The following is a 20185-nucleotide window of genomic DNA, read 5'->3' as shown; positions in this document are numbered from 1 at the left end:
TTGAATCGACGTCTCCAGAGAAACCAGGCGCGCGTCTTCGTGGCCGCGCTGATGCTGGGCGTGTGCATGTGGATGCCACCCGCCCTGGCGCAGCAGAGCACCTCCGTGCTGACCGGCACGGTGGTGGACGCCAGCAACAAGCAACCCGTTCCGGACGTGGTGGTGACGGCCACCTCGCCCAGTCTCCAGGGCGAGCAGGTCTCCGTCACCGACGCCACGGGCCTCTACCGGCTGCCGCAGCTGCCTCCCGGCGTCTACACGCTGCGCTTCGAGAAGGAGGCCTTCCAGCCCCTCGCGCGTGACGGCGTCACCCTGCGCCTCAACAGCACCGTGCGCTACAACGCGGAGCTGCTGCCCGAGGGCATGTCGGTGACGGTGGAGGTGGTGGCCGCCGCGCCCTCCGTGGACGTGGGCTCCACCCGCACCGGCGTGAGCGTGGATACGGAGCTGGTGAACCGCCTGGCCGTGGTGCGCCCTGGCTCCAAGGGCTCGGCGTCGCGCTCCTTCGAGAGCCTGGCCGAGCTGGCCCCCGGCGCCAACGCGGATGCCTATGGCGTGTCCATCGGCGGCACCACGTCGCCGGAGAACGGCTTCCTGGTGGATGGCCTGTCCACCGGCAACCCCGCGCTCGGCATCCTCGGCACGCCGCTGTCGGCCGAGTTCATCCAGGAGGTCAACGTCATCACCGGCGGCTTCATGCCCGAGTTCGGCCGCTCCACCGGTGGCGTGATGACGGCCGTCACGAAGTCCGGCTCCAACCAGTTCCATGGCTCGGTGTTCGGCAACCTCGCCCCGGGCTTCCTCGAGGGCACGCCCACCGCCGTGGCGCGCGCGGGCACCGTCATCACCACCCGCCAGCAGCTGTGGAACCTGGGGGACTTCGGCGCCACCCTGGGCGGCCCCATCGTCCAGGACAAGCTGTGGTTCTTCGCGGGCGTGGCGCCATCCTTCACGCGCCGGGCGCTCGACCGCAACCTCAACGCCTTCGTGCTGGGTGAGGACGGCGTCACCCGCATCGAGCCCATCCCCAACAGCGCCACCCGCTATTTCGCCGATCAGCGCTCCGTGCAGTACCTCGGCAAGCTCACTTGGCAGGTGCACGCGGACCACAGCCTCTCGCTGTCGGTGTATGGCACGCCGGCCAGCTCGGGCGGCAACGGCCGTTTCGGCTACAACATCGACAACGGCGCCGTCGAGGTGGACAACCTCAACGGCAGCTACGAGGCGCTCGCCCACCGCTATGACCAGGACGCGCGCGACATCTCCCTCAAGCTGTCCTCGTCCTTCCTGGACAAGCGCGTGCTGCTCGACGCGAACGCGGGCTGGCACCACCAGTACGACAACACGATGCCCGTGGACGGCAGCGGCATCGGCAATGACGCGGGCCTGTCCGGCACGCCCCAGTTCGAGATGCGCCGCACCGGCACCCGCGCCGCGCCGAGCTACTACTCCATCAACGACTTCGAGCAGCTGGCCGACCCGTCGGTGTGTGACCCCGCCGGCACGCCCAACGCCACGCGCTGCCCGGTGTCCAGCTACTTCCTGGGCGGCCCCGGCTTCCTGCTGGACCGCACCGTGGACCGCTACCAGGCCAACGCGGTGGGCACGCTGCTGCTCAACGCGCTCGGCCACCACGTCATCAAGGCCGGTGTCGACGCCGAGGTGATGACCAACCGGGACGCGCGTGCGTACTCGGGCCGCGTCCTCTACCAGGAGGCGACCGATGGGAAGACCTTCACGGACTTCCGCTCGTTCGGCTACCTCACGGGCCCGGACCAGGTGGTCATCCAGCCGCAGGTCAACACCTCCACCCGCGCGGATGCGGTGGGCGCCTTCGTGCAGGACAGCTGGAGCATCCTGGACCGCGTCACCCTCAACGCGGGCCTGCGCTACGACACGCAGACCGTCTACGGCACCGGCGGCGACGTGGCCTTCGAGCTGCCCAACCAGCTCTCCCCGCGCGTGGGGCTCGTCTACGACTTCACCCAGAAGGGCCGCTCCAAGCTCTTCGCCAGCTATGCGCGCTACTACCAGAACGCGGTGCTGGCCATGGTGAACTCGCAGTTCTCCAACATCACCCGCATCCGCGCCACGCGCAGCCGCGCGCCGCTCGCGGGAGGCCCGGGGTGTGATCCCCTCAGCCAGTCCGCGCCCTACACGGAGTGCCGCGACTCGCGCAACGTGCCCGTGCCCTCCGGGACCACCACCGGCATCAGCCGCCTGTATACCCAGACGTTCGCCATCAACAGCCCGGTGGACCCCGACCTCAAGCCCCAGTCCTCGGACGAGCTCGTCGTGGGCGCCGAGTACGAGCTGCTCCCGCGCGCGACCCTGGGCGCCACGTACACCCGGCGCTACATGAACGACGTCATCGAGGACATGTCCACCAACGAGACGACGAACTACTTCATCGGCAACCCGGGCCGGGGCATCGCCGCGGCCTTCCCCAAGGCCATTCGCGACTACGACGCCGTCTCCGTCTACTTCAACAAGGCGTTCGCGGACCTCTGGCTCGTGCAGGCCAGCTACACCTGGTCCTCTCTGCGCGGCAACTACTCGGGCCTCTACCGCCCGGACGCCAACCAGCTGGCGCCCAACGTCACCTCGGACTTTGATCTCGTCTCCATGATGCAGAACAAGGAGGGCCCGCTGCCGTTGGATCGCACGCACGCCATCAAGGTGTTCGGCGCCCGCGAGTTCGTGTTCTCCCCCACGGCGAGCCTCGACGTGGGGCTCTCGTACCGCGGCACCTCGGGCGCGCCCACCAACGTGCAGGGCTCGCACTACCTCTATGGCACCGGGGCCAGCTTCATCCTGCCGCGCGGCAGCGGTGACCGGCTGCCCTGGGTGCACAACGTGGATGCCCATGTGGGGGTCAACTACAAGCTCGGCCGGGGACTCACCGGCACGCTCAGCCTGGACAGCTTCAACCTGTTCAACTTCCAGGCCGTCACGTCGGTGGACCAGAACTACACCTTCGACAACATCGACGCGCTCGTGGGCGGCAAGCCGGCGGACCTCGAGACCGTGCTGAACCGGGCCGGCGCCGCGCCAGCCCTCAACGCCAACTACGGCAAGCCCCTCTCCTACCAGACGCCCCGCAGCATCCGCTTCGGTGCCCGCCTCTCGTTCTAACCGGAGCCCCTCCTCATGAAGACACATCGAATGCTCGTATGGATGGTGCCGCTGGGGTGCGCGGCCTGGCTGGGCGCGTGCGGCGGTGAGCAGCCGGCGCCCCAATGCACCGTGGGACGCGGCGATCATGCCGTGCGCTACACGCTGAAGACGGGGACGGGCGCGTGCGCCGGGAAGACGGCGGAGATCGTCGGCGCCCAGGCCTTCCGAGTGCCCGGCTCCGGCGTGCCTCCCACGCTGACGCTGAAGCCGAAGCCGCTGGCGGACAACGAGGGAAAGGACGCGGACCCCGCGCACTCCGTGCTGGCCTCGGGGAACTTCACCACCGAGTACCCCGGGCAGGACGGGACGTGCGTGGTGCCGGGCCTGTCCGAGGCGCGGCAGACGGTGAGCCCGGAGCCCGGGACGACTGTGGAGCTGAGCTACCGCTGGAGCAACCTGAGCATCCAGGGGCAGGCGGCGATTCCGGGCACGCAGTGGACGGCGCAGCTGGAGTACTCGGAGGGGGACTGCACGGCCACCTACGAAGCGGTGGGCGTGTTCCCTGCCATCAAGTGCGAGCGCCAGGAGACGGGCCCCGACGGGAAGCCCGTGACGGTTCGCGACCCGCGCGTCTGCAAGCAGCCGCGGCCGGGACTGTCGATGGATCCGGCGTTCCCCATCGCCTGTGACGGGGCCACCAACCTGTGCGTGCTGGACGGCCAGCCGCCCATTTTGGTGCCCTGAGCCGGAGTCGGCTCACGAAGACGGCCACCGTGTGCTTCTGCCACGGTGGCCGCCAGGCCCTGTCTGGCGGAGGCAGGCAGTTCACGGCGTGCGTGTCGTCACGAGTGCCGATCGCCCGGCACTCCTGCTGTCAGGGCGCTGGCGAGCGCGGCGATGTGCCGCTCGTCGGTGCCACAACACCCGCCGAGCAGGCGCGTGCCGAGTTCCGCATTGACGCGGGCCATCTCCCGCGCGAAAGCGTCCGGGGGCTCGCTGTCGAGCTCCACGCGCCCGTCGAGCTCCTCGGGCGAGAGGCGGGAGGTATTGGCCTGCAGGCCCACCACCCGCGTGCGGAGGGAGGGCGAGGCGGCCAGCTGGCGCGACAGGCCCTCGCGGAAGACGGAGGGGTGGACGCAATTCACCATGTACGCCGCCGGGCGCGCGCCGGGCAGGGAGTCGATGCGCGCCATCGCCTCGCCCCGGCGAGCGCCTCGCGTCCCTCCGGAACGAAGAGGAGGCCCGCGTTGGCCACGTGCGGGTCCAACAGTCCCGCGGGGTAGCGGCGCAGGCGCTCGACCACGGAGCCCTCGGCGAGCACCAGCGGTGCCTCGTGCAGGGCACGAAGGAAAGGTGCGTGGTTCGCCAGGCTCCCCATCAGCGTGCCCCCGTCATCGTCAGCAGCATCCGAAACCTCTCCTCACCGGACCTCATTCGCCAGCATGCCTTGCCCGCCCTCTCGAGCGGCATCGTTTCGGCGTGAGGGCCACGCGCTTCGAGGGGTCAGCTGTACTTGTTGCGCCCAGCCATGACGCCGCCATCGACATCCCAGACCGCGCCGGTGACCCAGGAGGTCTCGTTCGACAACAGATGGGCGATGGTTTGCGCGACATCCTCTGCGCGACCCACGCGGCCGATCGGATGGAACGCGTTGAACCCCTGGAGCGCGCTGTGAACCTGCTCCTTGGGAATGAAACCCTCGTAGATGGGGGTCTCGACGACGGCTGGCGAGACGGCGTTGACGCGGATGCCGTGGCCGGCCAGCTCCATCGCCAGGTGTTGCGTCAGCGAGTGGAGCCCCGCCTTGGCCATCGAATAGGCCGAGGAGGGAGTGGCCTGAATGGCCTGCCTGGCCCACATCGAGCCGATGTTGACGATGGCGCCCCCCTCGCCCCGCGCAACCATGGACCTGGCGACGGCCTGCGTGATGAAGAAGACGGCCTTGTTGAGGTCGAGGTACAGGTCGTAGTCGCGCTCCTCGTGCTCCAGGAAGGCCTTCGGCAGGAAGACGCCCGCTGCGTTGACCAGCCGCGTCGCGTCCGCGTGGTCCTCACGCAGCCGGGCCAGCAGGGCCTGTCTCTCGGCGCCAGAGGTGATGTCCGCCCGCAGGCCGTCCACGCGCCCGAGCTCCGCCAGCTCGGCGACGGCGGCCCGGAGCTTGTCGTCTCGATTCCCGATGACGACGGCCCGCCCGCCCTCCTCGAGGACGATCCGGGCAACGGCCTTCCCCATGCCGCTGGTACCGCCTACAACGATGACCTTCTGATGGGTGAAGCGCGCACGCATTGAAAGCTCCAAGTTGGCTGGTGCCTGGTGAATGTCGGGACGCCGCGGCCGGCGACGGCCCCACGAGGAAGGTTTCAGGCGGCCTGGTAGATGCGGACGTCCGGGGCGGCATCGAGGAGCGGCTTCAGCGCGCTCACGACGTCGGCGGTGAACAGGCCGGTCTCCAGGTAGGCGCTGGCCTGCTGCGCCGTCTCGAACCCGTGCAGCACCTGCACGTCCTCGTCACGGACGAGCAGTTCCTTCGACTTCGCGCCGGCGATCTTCTCGAGGAAGGGCGCCTTGTAGCGCTGGTACACGCCAGCGGCCGCGGACCGGTTGGCGGGAGAAATCTTCAGGGTGATTTGCAGGTAGACCATGGGTTTGCTCCGTTTTGACGTCTCTGCTGCGTGAAAGATAGGCTATGCCGCTGGGGTGGCTTCGAAGACAGCCTTTGGCTCCACCGATAGCCGGGGACGGCAGGCGCCGGGACTGGCCCATCGCGAGCCGACGAGGAATTAATGCTTCCGAGGATCCGCCGCCGCAAACGAGATGTTCTTGGCACCCGGCAAAGGAAATCTTGACCGTCCATGAGCGCACCCGAACACCTCAATGCCCTGCGTGCCTTCGAGGCGAGCGCCAGGCACGAGAGCTTCTCCGAAGCAGCCGCCGAGCTTCATGTGACCCCGGCGGCGGTCGGGCAACTCGTGCGAAGCCTCGAGGAGGCGCTCGGCACGCCGCTGTTCCACCGGAGCACGAGCGGACGGAAGCGGCTCGTTCTCACCGAAGCGGCCCAGCGGGCGCTGCCGGATATCCGCGCGGGGTTCGAGCGGCTGAGCGTCGGCGTCGCACGGCTGAAGGAGGGCTCGCCGGCCGGTGTGCTGACCGTGACGGTCAGCCCCGCCTTCGCGGCCAAGTGGCTCCTGCCACGCCTCGAGCGGTTCCAAGCCGCATGGCCCGAGCTGGACGTGCGGCTCGACGCGTCCACCGAGCTGCTCGACTTCGCCGCGCGCGGGGTGGATATCGGCGTGCGCTACGGAGCTGGGGGCTGGCCCGGGCTCGTCGCCGAGAAGCTTCTCGACGAGGAGATCTATCCCGTCTGCTCGCCTGCGCTCCTTCGGCCCAACCGCCGTCTGCGTCGGCCGTCGGACCTGAGCGGCCTACGGCTCATCCACGACCGGTCCGTGGATGCGCGCTCGGGATTCGCCACGTGGGAGGCCTGGCTCGAGAAGGCAGGCGCAAAGGACGTCGAGACGAAGCGAGGCCTGCGTATCAACAATTCCGCTGCGGTGCTGCAGGCGGCAATCGACGGACAGGGCGTGGCGCTGGCCCGCAGCATCATGGCGCATGACGACCTCGCGGCCGGACGGCTGATGCGCCTGTTCCCGGAGGTCGGGTTCCCTTCCGTGCTCGCCTACTACGTCGTCTACCGGCCCGAATGCGCTACGCTCCCCAAGCTCGTTGCGTTTCGTGAATGGCTCGTTCGTGAGGTGTCCGAGGGCTAGGCTCTCCGGCGCCTCGCGGGTCCAACTCTGAGAGTTCTCTCAGAGTCCTCTCAAGCAGTGCGGGCGCATGGTCTTTACGGTGCGCGTCATGGTTGCCGTCCTCGCCGCGCTCGTGCTGGCCGCTTCGCCCCCAGAGGTCACTCCCCTGACCTTCGAGGAGGCGCTCGCGCTCGCCGGGCGCACCCCTGGTCCCGCGAGCGCCGCCCGCGCCGCCGAGGTCCGCCGCTCCGAAGGCGCGCGGCTCTCTCCCTTCGTCTTCAACCCTCAAGTCACCGTCGAGCCCGGCTACCGCCAGCGAGCGGACGAGCGCGGCGCCGACCTGCGCCTGGGCGTGAGCCAGACCTTCAGCCTCTCGGGGCAGGCGGGCGCGCGGAACACCGCTGTCCGCGCCGAGGAGGCCGTGCTCGACGCCGAGGCCCGTGCCGTCCTGCTCTCACGCCGGCTCGCCATCGCCGAGGCGTGGTTGCGGCTCTGGGCCGCCGAGCAGGCCATCGTCCAGAGCGCGCTCGAGCTCCAGCTGGCCGCCGCCTTCCGAGACGCGGTGCAGGGGGCCGCGAAGCTGGGCGCTTCCACGAAGCTGGAGCTGGCCGAGGCCAGCGCGTACCTCGCCGAGGCCCGGCTCGCCGAGCTGGACGCGGAGGAGCAGGTGGCCGAGCGCCGGGTGGCGCTGGCGATGCTGCTCGGCGGGGACCCTGTGCGCCCCCTCCAGGCCACCGGTGCGCTGCCCGAGGTGGAGCTGCCCGCGGACGCGGAGTGGGCGCCGCTGGTCGCCCAGGCCTCCCGGTTGCCGGAAGCGGCGGCACGGACGCTCGGGGCCCAGCTGGAGCGGGCGCGTGCGGCCGAGGCCCAGGCCTCCCGGGGCACGCTGCTCCAGGTGGGCGTCGCGGGGTTGCGCGAGTATGACGGGGCGGCGGGTGGGGCCCTCACGCTGACGCTCACGCCGTCCCTCTTCGAGCGCGGGGAGCGGGACCGGGGCGCGCTGCTGGCCTCCGCCGAGCGGCTCGAGGGAGAGGCCCGGGACGCCGGCCACCGCGCCGCCGCGGGACTGGCGCTCGCCCTCCATGACGTGGAGCACTCGCGCGAGGTGCTGGCGGCGCTGCGGGGCGAGCTGCTGCCCGCCGCCGAGGAGGCCGCCCGGCTGCGCGAGCTCCTCTTCCAGTCCGGGGACTCCACCGTCCCCGAGGTGGTGCTGGCGCGCCGCGCGCTGGCCTCCGCCCGCATCCGTCTGGGCCACGCCCGCGCCGCCGAGGCCTGGGCGCGCGTGAAGGCCCGCTTCTTCATCGACGCCCTCTCCGGAGTCTCCACGCCATGAGCCGTTCCGCGCTCCTCTCCTCCGTCCTCCTGCTGGGATCGGCCCTCGGCTGCTCCTCGCCCCCCGCTCCGGCCGCGGCGCCGCCGCCCGCGCAGTCCAGCGCACGCACCGCCTGGGTGCACCCGCGTCCTCCCCGGGGCGTGCCCCTCACCGAGGCCCCCGCCCACGTGCTGCCCCACCCCGAGGGCGCCGCGGCGCTCGGCCTGCCCTTCCGGGGCAGTGTCACCCGCATCGCCGTGCGGCCCGGCCAGAAGGTGCGCAAGGGCGAGGTGCTCGTCGAGGTGCTCATGCCCGAGGTGGTGCGGGCCGCGGGCGAGCACGAGGCCGCCTCCCTTCGCCGCGAGGCCTATGAGCGCCGCACGGCGCAACTCAAGGCGCTCCAGGAGCAGGGCATGGCCCGTGTTTTCGAGCTGGCCGAGGCGGAGGCGAGTCTGGCCGAGGCCCGCGCGGCTCAGCAGAGCGCGCAGGCCCTGTTGAAGGTGGCGGGGCTGGAGGGCTCGGCGGCGGCTGGGGTGGCGCAGCGGGGCACGGTGGCGCTGCGCAGCCCGGTGGACGGCATCGTCACCCAGGTGGACGCGGTGCTGGGGCAGACGCACGAGGGCGGCTCGGAGCCGCTGGTGCGCGTGGCGGGCGAGGGCCCCGCGCGCCTGGAGGCCCGGCTCTCGCTCGCGCTGCCGGAGGACACGGCCTTCGAGTTCTCCGCGCCGGGCCTCGGGGCCGTGCCGGTGCGGCTGGTGGGGCGTGCGCCCTCGGTGGACGTGCGGGATGGCACCCTGGCCGCGTGGTTCGAGCCCGAGCCGGCGCGCCCGTTGCCCGCGGGCCTGCAAGGGACGCTGCGGGTGCGGGCGGACGGGCTGCCGGAGGTGAAGGTGGTGCCCGCGCGGGCGCTGCTGCTGGAGGGCAGCGAGGTGGCGGTGCTGGTGCGCGAGGGCGAGGGCCACCGCCGCCAGCCGGTGAAGGTGGTGGGGCAGTCCGGCGCGGACGCGCTGGTGCACGGGCCGTTGAAGGAGTCGGACTCGGTGGCGGCCGACGCGGCGCGCGTGCCGGTGGCCGGAGGGGAGGGGTGATGATGGAGCGGTTGGTCAGGGGCTCGGTGAAGCACCGGAGCTGGACGCTGGGGCTCACGGTGCTGTTCGCCGTGCTGGCCTCGGGGGTGGCGGTGCGGATGGAGTTGGACGCGCTGCCGGACATCACCACCAACCAGGTGCTGGTGCTCACCCGCGCTCCCGGCATGACGCCCGAGGAGGTGGAGCGGCTGGTGTCGCGGCCGGTGGAGACGGGGCTCGGCGGCGTGCCGGGGCTGAAGGAGCACCGCAGCCTGTCGCGCTACGGCATCTCCTCGGTGACGGCCGTCTTCGAGGACGGCGTGGACCCGTACCGCGCGCGCCAGATGGTGCAGGAGCGGTTGAACGCGCTGGCGGGCGAGCTGCCCCCGGGCCTGGATGCGCCGGAGCTGGGGCCCCTCACGGGAGGCCTGGGAGAAATCTTCCACTTCACCGTCAGCTCGTCCCACCGCACGTCGGCGGAGTTGCTGGAGCTGGCGGAGCTGCGGGTGGCGCCGCTGCTGCGCGGGGTGCCGGGCGTGGTGGAGGTGAACAACTGGGGAGGGCAGCAGCGCACGCTGGAGGTGCGCGCGGATCCGGTGAAGCTGGCGCAGCGCGGGCTGACGCTGGAGGAGCTGCGGCGGGCGCTGGAGGACGTGTCGGGCAGCGTGCCCGGGGCGAGCCTCGCGACGGGAGACCGGCAGGTGCTGGTGCGCGCGGTGGCGCGTCCTCCCGGCCCGAGCGAGCTGGGCGGCGCGGTGGTGCGGGGCGCGGACGGCCTGACGGTGCGGCTGGCGGACGTGGCCGAGGTGGTGCCAGGGGCCCTGCCGCGCATCGGCACGGCGACGTCCAATGGCCGGGGCGAGACGGTGTACGTGATGGTGCAGATGCTGCGCGGGGCCAACGCGCTGGACGTGATGGAGGGCCTGCACGCGCGGATGGAGCAGGTGCGCAAGGCGCTGCCCGAGGACGTGCGGGTGGACGAGGTGTACGACCGGAGCACGCTGGTGCGCGGCACGCTGCGCACGGTGGCGAAGAACCTGCTGGAGGGCGGGCTGCTGGTGGTGGCGGTGCTCTTCCTGCTGCTGGGCAGCTTCCGGGCGGGGCTGGTGGTGGCCTCGGCGATTCCGCTGTCCATGCTGGGCGCGGCGGTGGGCATGGTGCTGCTGGGAATTCCGGGCAACCTGATGAGCCTGGGGGCCATCGACTTCGGCCTGCTGGTGGATGGCGCGGTGGTGATGGTGGAGGCCGTCTTCCACCACGTGGGGCACGAGCGGACGGACCGGGGCGGGTGGCGCGAGAAGGTGTCGCACGTGACGGGCTCGGTGGCGCGGCCGGTGTTCTTCTCGGTGCTCATCATCCTGCTCGTCTACGTGCCCATCCTCGCGCTCAGCGGGGTGGACGGGAAGATGTTCCGCCCCATGGCGGTGACGGTGATGCTGGCGCTGGCCACCTCGCTGGTGCTGTCGCTCACCTTCATCCCCGCGATGGCCAGCCTGGTGCTGCGCCCCGAGGACGTGCCCGAGCATCCGCCCTTGCTGGTGCGCTTCTTCGACAAGGTGTACCGGCCGGTGCTCAATCACATGGTGCACTACCCGCGCCGGGTGGCGCTCGCGGCGGTGGTGCTGCTCGCGCTGGGCGTGGGCCTCTTCATGCAAGCGGGCAGCGAGTTCGCCCCGCAGCTGGACGAGGGGGACATGGTGGTGCAGACGACGCGCGCGGCGGACATCAGCCTGGAGGCGGCGGCGCGCGAGGCGGAGCACCTGGAGGCGGTGCTGCTCAAGCACATCCCCGAGGTGACGCAGGTGGTGTCGCGCGTGGGCAGCCCGGCGGTGGCCACCGACATCATGGGCCTGGAGCAGGCGGACGTCTTCATCCAGCTCAAGCCGCATGCGCAGTGGCGGCCGGGCCTCACCCGCGAGGCGCTCATCGAGGAGATGGCGGCCGTGCTGGAGGAGAAGGCACCGGGGGGCGAGCCGGCCTTCACGCAGCCCATTCAAATGCGCTTCAACGAGCTGCTGGGCGGCTCGGTGACGGACGTGGGGGTGAGCGTGTACGGGGAGGACCTGGGCGAGCTGCGGCGGCTGGCCGAGCAGGTGGCGGCGGAGGTGGGCCGGGAGCCTGGGGCGGCGGACGTGCGGGTGCTGGCGCCGCCGGAGGTGTCGATGCTGGAGGTGGTGCCGCGCCCGCTGGACGCGGCGCGCGCGGGTTTCAGCGTGCGTGAGGTGCTGGAGGCGGTGCAGGCGGTGCGCACGGGCTTGGAGGTAGGGGCCACGTATGATGGGGCGGTGCGCATTCCCATCCTGCTGCGGCTGTCGGGGGCCGAGGGGGCCTTCTCGCTGGCGGAGCTGCCGCTGCCGGTGGCTTCCGGGGGCACGGTGGCGCTGTCGCGGGTGGCGGACGTGAAGCTCGTCTCGACGCCGGGCCTGGTGAGCAGGCAGGACGGGCAGCGCCGATTGGTGGTGGGCTTCAACGTGCGCGGCGCGGACCTGGGCACGGTGGTGGAGCACGCGCGGGCAAGAGTGGCCTCGGTGGTCCGCCTGCCGGACGGTTACCGCTTGGAATGGGGCGGCCAGTACGAGACGCTGACGGAAGCGGCGCGGCGGCTCTCCCTCGTCATTCCCGCGGTGCTGGTGCTCATCGTGGCCGTCCTCTGGCTGACCTTCCAGCGCCTCCGTCCGGCGCTCATCATCTTCACCAACGTGCCCTTCGCATGCGTGGGGGGCGTGGTGGCGCTCATGCTGCGGGGCATGCCGGTGTCCATCTCGGCGGCCATCGGCTTCATCGCCCTGTCGGGCATCGCGGTGCTCAACGGGGTGGTGCTGATGTCGAGGCTGCTGCACCACGAGGCGAGCGGCCTGCCGGTGAAGGACGCGGTGCTGCTGGCGGCGCAGGAGCGCTCGCGGCCGGTGCTGATGACGGCGCTGGTGGCGGCGCTGGGCTTCGTGCCGATGATGCTGGCCACCGGGGTGGGCGCCGAGGTGCAGCGCCCGCTGGCCACCGTGGTGGTGGGCGGCCTGGTGACGTCCACGCTGCTGACGCTCGTCATCCTCCCGTCGCTCTACCCGTGGTTCGCGGGAGGGCGCGCCCAGGGGCCCGGTGCGCGGGAGCCCGCGAGCGCCGAGGTCCATCCGGAGGGCCCGCGGGAGGCGGCCGCATGAAGCTGTTGCTCGTCGAGGACGAGGAGAAGATGGCCCGGCTGCTGCAGCGGGGCCTGACGGAGGCGGGGCACCAGGTGGACGTGTGTCAGCGGGGCGAGGACGCGCTGGAGCAGGCGTTGCAGATCTCCTACGACGCCGTGCTGCTGGACTGGAACCTGCCGGACCTCGACGGGGTGGCGGTGCTGCGGCGCTGGCGCGAGCAGGGGCTGCGCACGCCGGTGTTGATGCTCACCGCGCGGGGCACGGTGGGCGAGAAGGTGGTGGGGCTGCGCGCGGGAGCGGACGACTACCTGGTGAAGCCCTTCGCCTTCGAGGAGCTGCTGGCGCGCCTGGAGGCGCTGCACCGCCGGGGTGACGCGCAGGGGCCGGCGCAGCAGGTGGGCCCGCTGGTGCTGGACTCGCGGCGGCGGGTGCTGCGGCACGGGGAGCGGGAGCAGGTGCTCACGGGGCGGGAGTTCGCGCTCTTCGCCGAGCTGGCCAGCCACGCGGGCGAGGTGCTGGCGCGCTCCACCCTGCTCAGCCACGTGTGGGGAGACAGCTTCGACGGGCCGCCGAACATCGTGGACGTGTACGTGGGTTACCTGCGTGGGAAGCTGAAGAAGCTGGAGGTGGAGCCGGGGGTGTCCATCCAGTCGGTGCGCGGGGTGGGCTTCCGGCTGGTGGTGGAGGGGCGCGCGTGAGGCTGGCGACACGGCTGTGGCTGCTGGGCGCGCTGGTGCCCATGGCGGGCATCCTGCTGACGCTGACGCTCGCGGCGGAGTTCTTCGAGGCGTGGCTGGCGCGCTCGGTGGACCGGGGGCTGCTGTCGCAGGCGGCGGTGGAGGCGGTGAGCCTCTTCGATGGGCCGGGAGGCCTGCCGCACCTGCACATGTTGGACTCGCCGCTGGAGAAGGAGGTGCGCCCCTTCGCGCCGGTGGCCGAGCTGTTCGCGCCGGACGGCCAGCGGTTGGTGTCCTATCCGTCCACGGCCGAGGGCTTCCATGGGCCGACGCCCGCGCCGCACCCGCCGGGAGAGCCGCCGCGCTTCGAGACGGTGAGGAGCGGGGATGGAGCGCGGCTGCGGCAGCTCACCCTGGGCGTCCGCTCGCCGGTGGGCGGGGTGTACACGCTGCGGTTGTCGGCGTCGCTGGCGCAGCAGGACTCGGCGGTGCGGGCCTTCCACGCGGTGACGGTGGGGGTGGCGGTGCTGCTGGGCGTGGTGCTGCTCGGCCTGCAGCTGTGGCAGGCGCGGTGGCTGGCGGGGCGGTTGGACCGGCTGCGGGGGCTCATCGGCCGGCTGCGCGAGGGCGTGCTTCCCGGCGCGCTGGGGACGGGGCGGGGAGACGAGGTGTCGGAGGTGGAGGGGGCGCTGCACGAGGCCTCGGCGCGGCTGAGCGAGGCGCGGGAGGCGCAGGAGCAGCTCATCGCCCGGGCGGCGCACGAGCTGCGCACGCCGTTGGCGCTGATGCGCACGAGCCTGGACCTGGCGTTGTGGAAGGAGCGGGACGCACAGTCGTTGCGCGAGGCGCTGGAGGAGACGCGGCGCGAGGTGGAGCGACTGAGCGCGCTGGCGGGCAACCTGCTGGACCTGGCCTCGTTCGGACGAGGGGGCTGGGAGGTGCGGGCGGGAGACCTGCGCGAGGTGGTGGAGGATGCGGCGGCGGCGGCGCGCGCCGAGGCCGAGGGGCGGGGCGTCTGGGTGACGGTGGAGGGGCCCGAGCCGGCGCCCTGTACCTTCCATGCGTCCTCGGTGCGGCAGGCGGTGGACAACCTGCTGGCGAACGCGCTGCGGTACGCGCCGAAGGGGACGGAGATCGCCGTGCGGCTGGAGCGCGAGGGCGAGCGGTGGCGGCTGTCGGTGAGGGACCAGGGCCCCGGCATTCCAGCGGAGCACCGGGAGTCCGTCTTCCAGCCCTTCCACCGGGTGGAGCCGAAGGGCGCGGGGACGGGGCTGGGGCTGGCGGTGGTGCAGGAGGTGGCGAAGCGCCACGGAGGCCGGGCCTGGGTGGCGGACGCGCGGGGGCCGGGGGCGGAGGTGGTGCTGGAGCTGCCGGTGGAAGGCCCAGGCACCTCAACCGCCGCCGCATGATTCCCTCTCCCCCTGGGAGAGGGTCAGGGTGAGGGTCTTCCCGCGCGGACCACGTCCAGCCGGCACAGGACGTGGAGCGACAGGCCCACCTCCTCGAGGGACACGGGCGTCTGCTCCACGGGGCCGGCGGGAGTGCAGTCCACCACGTGCAGCGGTGCCTCGGGCGAGCCGGCGGCGGTGGCCACCTCCCGCACCCGCTCGACGAAGCGGCGCAGCAGCTCCGCGCGATGCGCCTCGGGCTGCGAGACGAAGGCCTCCACGGTGCCGAAGCTGAAGCGGGGCTGCTTCTTCACCTCGCGGCTGTCGCGCTCCACCTCGTGGCACACGCGCACCAGGGCGCCCACCCGGGAGCTGCGCGCCCAGAAATCCAGCTCGGCGGGGAGCGGTATCCCCAGCAGCCCATCCACGGCGACGAAGGTGCGGTCCTCGTCCTCGGGGAGCGACAGCTTCTTGGGCGCCGAGCGGTTGAAGCGCGTGTCCCTCGGGCGGAGCGTCACCTCGGTGCCGGTGGCCTCCCGGGCGCGGCGCTGGAGCTGCTCGCACGCGCGCTGCAGCAGGGGCAGGGTCTGGTCGATGCCCTCGGCCTCCAGGGAGACGGAGAAGGACACGCGCAGCAGGTCCGGCCGCACGACGAGCTCGGCGCGGACGGGGGCGGGCTCATGCAGGGGGGAGGTGTACTTCTCTTTGTAGGAGAGGGACATGGCGGACGGCGAGCCTACCTGCTGGCAAGCTGCGCGGCACATTCCGCTGGAGCCCTTTCATGAAACTGCGTCACTTCGTCATTCCCGGCTGTGTGGTGCTCGTCTGTCTCTGGACCTCGTGCGGCCGCTCCACGGTCTCCAGTGCCGTGGCCAGCTCCTACGAGTCCGACACCGCTCCCGCGCTCGAGACGGTGGAGGAGGGCCTGAAGGTGCGCCCGGACGTGCTGTGGGTGTCGTTCGCCTTCCGGCAGGAGGCGGAGTCGCTGGAGCAGGCGTTGCCGAAGCTGCAGGCGGCGGTGGAGCGGTACGAGCGCGCCGCGAAGGAGGCCGTGAAGGGGGAGGTGGCGGTGAAGATGAAGGGGGTGAGCCTGGAGTCGGGCAAGCGGATGGCGGGGACGGAAGCGCTGGCGCACGGCGTGCTGGAGGTGGCGCTGCCCGAGTCCCTGAAGTTCTGGGAGCGCTCGGCGCTGGTGGCCACGCTGGTGCGGGTGGGGGGCCAGGAGGCGGCCGCGGCGGAGAAGGAGAACAAGGGCCTGCGGGCGGCGTTCGGCTTCCCGGAGGCCCGGGTGCGTGACGCGGAGGCGCGCCGGGACGAGCTGATGAAGCGCTGGGTGGAGCGGGCCCGGGGCTTCATCTCCCAGGCCCAGTCCGAGCGGGCTCCGCTCCAGTTCTCCGGCTGCGAGCCGCCGGGCGCGGTGAAGCAGGAGCCGGTGTCGGTGGACGAGGTGGTGCTCTCGCTGGCGGTGAGCTGCCGGCTGGACGCGGTGGCGAAGTAGCGCCGGGGGCCGGGCTCAGCGGGGCTCGGAGGGGGCGGGGGCCTCGGTGTCCTCGTCCAGGGCGCGCCGGAGCGCGGACGCGCCGTCCTGGAGGATGGGGCGGCCGTGCGCGAAGCAGAGCACCTCGATGGGCAGGTGGTCGAGGATGCGCCGGACGCTCATCCGGGTGCGGCCGGGCTCGTCCTGGTACTCGTTCTCCACGAAGCGCGGCGTGCCGCCGTCGACGTGGGTGAGGAGGTCCGAGAGGAAGATGACGCTCCGGGGCCGCTCCATCCAGAGGGCGTACATGGACTCGACGGGGCCGGGGGTGTGGTAGGCCACGAGGCCGCCGGGGAGGTTGTCGCCAGCGCCGTAGGTCGCATCCGGCGTGTCCTCCAGGCCGTAGGCGTCCTGGGGGGCCCAGACGGGAGCGCCGAAGAGCTTGCGGAAGTGCCAGGCCGCGCGCTGGTGGTTGCCGGCGGTGAGCACGATGGCCTCCACCCGGCCGAGCTTGCGCAGCGCCTTGTCGTCGATGGGCAGCGGATCGATGAGGGTGACGGCGCCGTCCTCGGCCACGACGGCGTAGGCCTCGCTCTCCACGCCGCCGATGCGGTCATCGCGGACACTCCAGCGGTGGATGCCGGGGAGCACCTGCACGGTGCGGTGGGCTCGTTCCTTGGGCTCGCTCATGCGGCAAAGCTAGGGCTCGCGAGCGCACGGGGCGCGGAGGCCCGGCCGCTCGCGCCCTTCCGGGGCGAGGGGTTGGCCACTCCGGGCACCGGCTCCCCGGCGCTCCCAGCTTTGGCGAAAGCAGGAGGGGAGCCCCATGCGTGCTGTCCGCCCCCAGGGCGCCAAGGCGTTCTTCCGGATGCTCCGTGACCTACCCGCCCGGCGGCCGGGCAGGCGAGGGCGGAGAGGGAGGGGGCGTCTGCTTGGCAGGCTCGTCGAGCGCTCGGTGGCGCCGCCGCATCACCGGCTCGTGCGTCAGGTGTTCTTCCGGGCCCTGGGCGGCATCTACCTCATCGCCTTCTCTTCGTTGGGGCGGCAGGTGCGGGGGCTCTACGGCTCGCGCGGCATCCTGCCTGTCAAGGATCTGCTCTCCTCTCCGCGGATGGCGGCGATGGGGTGGGAGCGGTACCTCTGGTACCCCTCGTTGTTCTGGCTGGGGGCGTCGGACAAGACGCTGGTGCGCGGTATCCGCGCCGGGCAGGTGCTGTCGCTGGCGGTGATGGCGGGCGTGGCGCCCCAGGCCGCGCTGACGGGGTCATGGGCCCTCTATCTCTCCTATACCGCGGTGGGGCGGGAGTTCCTCTCCTTCCAATGGGACGCGCTGCTGCTGGAGATGGGGCTGCTCGGCATCCTCACCGCACCGGTGGGACTGTGGCCGGGGCCGGGACGCCGCGAGCCCTCCGCGGCGCAGGTGGCGCTGTGGCGTGCGCTCTTCTTCCGGCTCTACCTGGGCTCCGGGGTGTCCAAGCTGAAGTCCGGCGACGAGACGTGGCGCAAGCTCACCGCGTGCGACTACTACTACGAGACGGCGCCCCTGCCGACGCGGGGAGGGTGGTACGCGCACCATCTGCCGCGCCAGGCGCAGCGCTTCTCCACGGCGGCGGTGCTGGTGATGGAGACGGTGGGCCCGTTCCTCGCCTTCGCGCCGAGGCCGTTGCGGCTCCTGGGCTTCTGGCTCTTCTCCGGGCTGCAGGGCGTCCTCATCGCCACCGGCAACTACGGCTTCTTCAACGTGCAGTCGCTGGCGCTCGGGCTGTGGCTGTTGGACGACGCGTCCCTGCGGCGCTTGCTGCCGGCCCCGCCGCCCCCGAGGCCCCGGCCCTGGTGGCGCACGCTGGGCGCCTGGCTCCCCGCCGCGCCGTTCCTCGTCCTCGGGGCGAATGAGCTCCTGGCCCGGTTCAACCGTCCGCGCAGCCCGCCACGGTGGCTGGAGGGGTTGGCGATGCGGGCCCGTCCGCTGCGGGCGGTGAATCCCTATGGCCTCTTCGCGGTGATGACGGTGCGCCGGCCGGAGCTGTCCATCGAGGGCTCCGACGACGGCGAGACGTGGCACGAGTACACCTTCCGCTACAAGGTGAGCGACCCGGAGCGGCCCCCGAGGCAGGTGGCACCCCATCAGCCCCGGTTGGACTGGCAGATGTGGTTCGCGGCGCTGGGCTCGCCGCCCGTCTGGCTGCTCGCCTTCATGCTGCGCCTGCTCGAGGGCTCTCCGGACGTGCTGAAGCTGCTCGCCATCAACCCCTTCCCCGAGCGCCCGCCGCGCTACATCCGCGCCACCCTGTATGACTACCGGATGACGGACCGGGAGACGCACCAGCGTACGGGCACGTGGTGGAACCGCGAGCGGGTGGGGCTCTACCTGCCGCCCTTGAGTCTCGCTCCGCGCGGGGCGTCGAGCCGGTTGCAGTGGCACGCCGGGGAGTGAGGGCTCAGCGGCCGGGCTCGGGAGGGGCGTGCGACACCAGGGAAGCCCCTGGGGCCTCGTCCTCGGTCTCGGAGTCGGGGGGCGTGCCGGCGTAGACGCCGCGGTACTCCGGGGGCAGCAGCTCGGCCACCCGCCGCATCATCGCGTCGGCGAGGGCCTGGCGCGGGTCCTCGGCGCCGGTGGCCTCGGGCTCGAGCTCGTCCAGGTGGAAGGGCCTGCCGAAGCGCACGGTGAGGTGGGCGCGGCGCACCTGCTCCCGGCCCATGTCCCGGTCATCAATGGGCATGAACTTTTCCGTCCCGGAGACGGCGACGGGGACGATGGGGACACCGGCCCGGCGGGCGATGAGGGAGGCGCCCTTCTTGGCCTGGGTGAGCGCGCCCGTCCGGCTGCGGCCGCCCTCGGGGAAGATGAGGACGGAGTGGCCCGCCTTGAGCGTCTCCACGGCGCGCTTGATGGGCTCGATGTCCGAGGAGTTGGGGCGGATGAAGATGGTGTCCACGGCCTCGGTACCGAGCCGGGTCATCACGGTGCCCTGCAGCTTGATACCGGCCAGGAAGTACACCTTCCGGGGCCTCAGGGCGCGGGCGAGCGTGAAGCCATCCGCGTTGGACAGGTGGTTGCAGATGAAGAGGCAGGGCGGGGAGGGGAGGTTCTCCCGCCCGAGGACCTGCTCGGTGGTGCGCAGGCGCCAGACGGTGTCCATCAGCGTGCGCACGGCGGCGCGGCGAGGGCGGTCTGGCAGGACGGAGAGCACTGCGAAGACGTTGTGGATCACGGCCGGTGTCCCCCCTGGCTCGAACCTCGACCTGGCGAGGTGCATTCCAGCGTCGAGTACCCGGCGGAAGCAGGCAGCCGGGCGGACGGGTGCACTTGCAAATCATTGCGCACTGGCCGTATCGAAATACAGTCATGCGCGCCTTTGTTCGAGAGGCACGCTCGTACGCCCGCAAGCCCCCCTGACCACCTTGAAGACCCCGATGTTCGCCCGCTCGCTGCTCCTGTTGTCCGTCCTCGTGCTCGGGGCCTGCCGGTCCGCGCCCGAGACGCTCACCCTCGCCATGCCGGAGAACCGGCCGCTGCATGCCCACGGGGAGTCCGTGGTGTTGCAGGCCGTCGCGCTCGACGGGAATGGCCAGCCGGTGGAGAACCCCAAGCTGCGGTGGGTGAGCTCGGCGCCGGAGGTGGCCACGGTGGAGGATGGGGTGGTGGTGGCGCGCAAGTCCGGCAAGGCGAAGATCTCCGCCGCGGCGGGCAAGGCGCGGGCCTCGGTGGAGGTGCAGGTGTCCATTCCCAGCCTGGTGGACATCCGGGTGGATGGGGCGGACTTCCTGCTGGCGGGCAACTCGATTGCCATCTCCGCGGTGGTGAAGAACGAGCTGGGCAAGCCGCTGGTGGACGTGCCGCCGCAGTGGACGACGAGCGATCCGACGGTGGCGCGGGTGGAGAACGGGCGGCTGGTGGGCGTGGCGCCCGGGCGGGCCACCATCACCGCCACGGTGCCGCCGCTGAGCCGCAACCTGCAGGTGCAGGTGGTGCGCTCGGATTTCGCGCGGGTGGAGGTGGACCCCACGCACCTGGTCTTCGCGAAGGTGGGCCAGAGGCTGCAGCTGCGCGCCAAGACGTTCAACAACCGGAGCGTGGTGCTCAATGACGTGCCCGTCACCTGGTTCAGCTCGGACTGGTCGGTGGCGACGGTGTCCCCCACCGGCGAGGTGACGGCGGTGGGGCCGGGGCGCACGGTGGTGACGGCGACCGCTGGCAGGCGCAAGGCCGCCGCCGAGGTCGTCTTCGAGGTCAAGACGGCCCAGCGCTGAGCCCTCGTGG

18 protein-coding genes are annotated in these 20185 nt (G+C 71.9%); 11 read left to right on the top strand and 7 right to left on the bottom strand.

Annotated features, from left to right (window positions below; translation table 11 throughout):
• Positions 1-51: 51 nt before the first annotated feature.
• Entirely contained in the window at positions 52-3135 is a 3084-nt protein-coding gene (locus NR798_RS43150) for a TonB-dependent receptor domain-containing protein (protein ID WP_375773913.1), read from the top strand.
• Positions 3136-3150: 15 nt separating this feature from the next.
• A complete protein-coding gene (locus NR798_RS43145) occupies positions 3151-3861 on the top strand; it encodes a hypothetical protein (RefSeq protein WP_375768440.1) in 711 nt (236 codons plus the stop codon).
• A 98-nt stretch (positions 3862-3959) separates the two neighbouring features.
• Here the strand turns inward: NR798_RS43145 and NR798_RS43140 are convergent, their stop codons facing one another.
• The 4 genes from NR798_RS43140 to NR798_RS43125 form a co-directional block, all read right to left on the bottom strand.
• Complete coding sequence (locus tag NR798_RS43140; protein WP_375768439.1) at positions 3960-4310, bottom strand: homocysteine S-methyltransferase family protein; 351 nt, start codon at positions 4308-4310, stop codon at positions 3960-3962.
• Positions 4259-4495, bottom strand: a complete 237-nt coding sequence (locus NR798_RS43135; RefSeq protein WP_375768438.1) for a hypothetical protein — start codon at positions 4493-4495, stop codon at positions 4259-4261. The genes NR798_RS43140 and NR798_RS43135 overlap by 52 nt, the downstream gene beginning before the upstream one ends.
• Before the next feature lie 125 nt (positions 4496-4620).
• Positions 4621-5403: an SDR family NAD(P)-dependent oxidoreductase gene (locus tag NR798_RS43130; protein ID WP_375768437.1), complete on the bottom strand. Its 783-nt coding sequence runs from the start codon at positions 5401-5403 to the stop codon at positions 4621-4623.
• Positions 5404-5477: 74 nt separating this feature from the next.
• Entirely contained in the window at positions 5478-5759 is a 282-nt protein-coding gene (locus tag NR798_RS43125) for a hypothetical protein (protein ID WP_375768436.1), read from the bottom strand.
• Between the two features lie 210 nt (positions 5760-5969).
• Between NR798_RS43125 and gcvA the strand changes: the two genes are divergently transcribed.
• The 6 genes from gcvA to NR798_RS43095 all read left to right on the top strand — a co-directional run bounded on the left by gcvA (position 5970) and on the right by NR798_RS43095 (position 14468).
• On the top strand, positions 5970-6884 hold the full coding sequence (gene gcvA, locus NR798_RS43120) for a transcriptional regulator GcvA (RefSeq protein WP_375768435.1): 915 nt from the start codon (positions 5970-5972) through the stop codon (positions 6882-6884).
• 67 nt (positions 6885-6951) lie between these two features.
• Positions 6952-8196 (top strand): TolC family protein, encoded by a 1245-nt coding sequence (locus tag NR798_RS43115; RefSeq protein WP_375768434.1) that lies wholly within the window; start codon positions 6952-6954, stop codon positions 8194-8196.
• Positions 8193-9263, top strand: a complete 1071-nt coding sequence (locus NR798_RS43110; RefSeq protein WP_375768433.1) for an efflux RND transporter periplasmic adaptor subunit — start codon at positions 8193-8195, stop codon at positions 9261-9263. The genes NR798_RS43115 and NR798_RS43110 overlap by 4 nt, the downstream gene beginning before the upstream one ends.
• Positions 9263-12400 (top strand): efflux RND transporter permease subunit, encoded by a 3138-nt coding sequence (locus NR798_RS43105; protein WP_375768432.1) that lies wholly within the window; start codon positions 9263-9265, stop codon positions 12398-12400. The genes NR798_RS43110 and NR798_RS43105 overlap by 1 nt, the downstream gene beginning before the upstream one ends.
• A complete protein-coding gene (locus NR798_RS43100; RefSeq protein ID WP_375768431.1) occupies positions 12397-13080 on the top strand; it encodes a response regulator transcription factor in 684 nt (227 codons plus the stop codon). Before NR798_RS43105 ends, NR798_RS43100 begins: the two co-directional genes overlap by 4 nt.
• Positions 13077-14468: a sensor histidine kinase gene (locus NR798_RS43095; RefSeq protein WP_375768430.1), complete on the top strand. Its 1392-nt coding sequence runs from the start codon at positions 13077-13079 to the stop codon at positions 14466-14468. The genes NR798_RS43100 and NR798_RS43095 overlap by 4 nt, the downstream gene beginning before the upstream one ends.
• Before the next feature lie 23 nt (positions 14469-14491).
• Here NR798_RS43095 and NR798_RS43090 read toward each other — a convergent pair whose 3' ends face one another.
• Positions 14492-15169 carry a hypothetical protein gene (locus NR798_RS43090; protein ID WP_375768429.1) on the bottom strand — a complete coding sequence of 226 codons (678 nt, stop codon included), beginning with the start codon at positions 15167-15169 and terminating at the stop codon, positions 14492-14494.
• A gap of 59 nt (positions 15170-15228) precedes the next feature.
• Here NR798_RS43090 and NR798_RS43085 point away from each other — a divergent pair, with 59 nt between their 5' ends.
• A complete protein-coding gene (locus tag NR798_RS43085) occupies positions 15229-15945 on the top strand; it encodes a hypothetical protein (protein WP_375768428.1) in 717 nt (238 codons plus the stop codon).
• Positions 15946-15960: 15 nt separating this feature from the next.
• Here NR798_RS43085 and NR798_RS43080 read toward each other — a convergent pair whose 3' ends face one another.
• A complete protein-coding gene (locus NR798_RS43080) occupies positions 15961-16614 on the bottom strand; it encodes an MBL fold metallo-hydrolase (protein WP_375768427.1) in 654 nt (217 codons plus the stop codon).
• A 136-nt stretch (positions 16615-16750) separates the two neighbouring features.
• On the opposite strand from NR798_RS43080, the gene NR798_RS43075 reads away from it, so the two are divergent.
• Positions 16751-18358: a lipase maturation factor family protein gene (locus NR798_RS43075; RefSeq protein WP_375768426.1), complete on the top strand. Its 1608-nt coding sequence runs from the start codon at positions 16751-16753 to the stop codon at positions 18356-18358.
• A gap of 4 nt (positions 18359-18362) precedes the next feature.
• Here NR798_RS43075 and NR798_RS43070 read toward each other — a convergent pair whose 3' ends face one another.
• Positions 18363-19136 carry a lysophospholipid acyltransferase family protein gene (locus NR798_RS43070; protein WP_375768425.1) on the bottom strand — a complete coding sequence of 258 codons (774 nt, stop codon included), beginning with the start codon at positions 19134-19136 and terminating at the stop codon, positions 18363-18365.
• A 202-nt stretch (positions 19137-19338) separates the two neighbouring features.
• Here NR798_RS43070 and NR798_RS43065 point away from each other — a divergent pair, with 202 nt between their 5' ends.
• The gene (locus tag NR798_RS43065; RefSeq protein WP_375768424.1) at positions 19339-20175 is read left to right on the top strand and encodes an Ig-like domain-containing protein; all 837 of its coding nucleotides are present in this window, start codon (positions 19339-19341) and stop codon (positions 20173-20175) included.
• Positions 20176-20185: the final 10 nt, after the last annotated feature.

The sequence above is a fragment of the Archangium gephyra genome (genome assembly GCF_042230915.1).
GTDB lineage: Bacteria > Myxococcota > Myxococcia > Myxococcales > Myxococcaceae > Archangium > Archangium gephyra_B.
The sequence above is the reverse complement of the archived record's forward strand: the minus strand, read 5'-3'. Positions and strand labels throughout refer to the sequence as shown.

Excerpts from the sequence above, each read along its gene's own strand:
- NR798_RS43090 (WP_375768429.1), bottom strand. The coding sequence starts at position 15,169 with ATGTCCCTCTCCTACAAAGAGAAGTACACCTCCCCCCTGCATGAGCCC.
- NR798_RS43130 (WP_375768437.1), bottom strand. The coding sequence starts at position 5,403 with ATGCGTGCGCGCTTCACCCATCAGAAGGTCATCGTTGTAGGCGGTACC.
- NR798_RS43140 (WP_375768439.1), bottom strand. The coding sequence starts at position 4,310 with ATGGCGCGCATCGACTCCCTGCCCGGCGCGCGCCCGGCGGCGTACATG.
- NR798_RS43115 (WP_375768434.1), top strand. The coding sequence starts at position 6,952 with ATGGTCTTTACGGTGCGCGTCATGGTTGCCGTCCTCGCCGCGCTCGTG.
- NR798_RS43065 (WP_375768424.1), top strand. The coding sequence starts at position 19,339 with ATGTTCGCCCGCTCGCTGCTCCTGTTGTCCGTCCTCGTGCTCGGGGCC.
- NR798_RS43085 (WP_375768428.1), top strand. The coding sequence starts at position 15,229 with ATGAAACTGCGTCACTTCGTCATTCCCGGCTGTGTGGTGCTCGTCTGT.
- NR798_RS43125 (WP_375768436.1), bottom strand. The coding sequence starts at position 5,759 with ATGGTCTACCTGCAAATCACCCTGAAGATTTCTCCCGCCAACCGGTCC.
- NR798_RS43150 (WP_375773913.1), top strand. The coding sequence starts at position 52 with ATGCTGGGCGTGTGCATGTGGATGCCACCCGCCCTGGCGCAGCAGAGC.
- gcvA (WP_375768435.1), top strand. The coding sequence starts at position 5,970 with ATGAGCGCACCCGAACACCTCAATGCCCTGCGTGCCTTCGAGGCGAGC.
- NR798_RS43080 (WP_375768427.1), bottom strand. The coding sequence starts at position 16,614 with ATGAGCGAGCCCAAGGAACGAGCCCACCGCACCGTGCAGGTGCTCCCC.
- NR798_RS43145 (WP_375768440.1), top strand. The coding sequence starts at position 3,151 with ATGAAGACACATCGAATGCTCGTATGGATGGTGCCGCTGGGGTGCGCG.
- NR798_RS43100 (WP_375768431.1), top strand. The coding sequence starts at position 12,397 with ATGAAGCTGTTGCTCGTCGAGGACGAGGAGAAGATGGCCCGGCTGCTG.
- NR798_RS43110 (WP_375768433.1), top strand. The coding sequence starts at position 8,193 with ATGAGCCGTTCCGCGCTCCTCTCCTCCGTCCTCCTGCTGGGATCGGCC.
- NR798_RS43075 (WP_375768426.1), top strand. The coding sequence starts at position 16,751 with ATGCGTGCTGTCCGCCCCCAGGGCGCCAAGGCGTTCTTCCGGATGCTC.
- NR798_RS43135 (WP_375768438.1), bottom strand. The coding sequence starts at position 4,495 with ATGGGGAGCCTGGCGAACCACGCACCTTTCCTTCGTGCCCTGCACGAG.
- NR798_RS43105 (WP_375768432.1), top strand. The coding sequence starts at position 9,263 with ATGATGGAGCGGTTGGTCAGGGGCTCGGTGAAGCACCGGAGCTGGACG.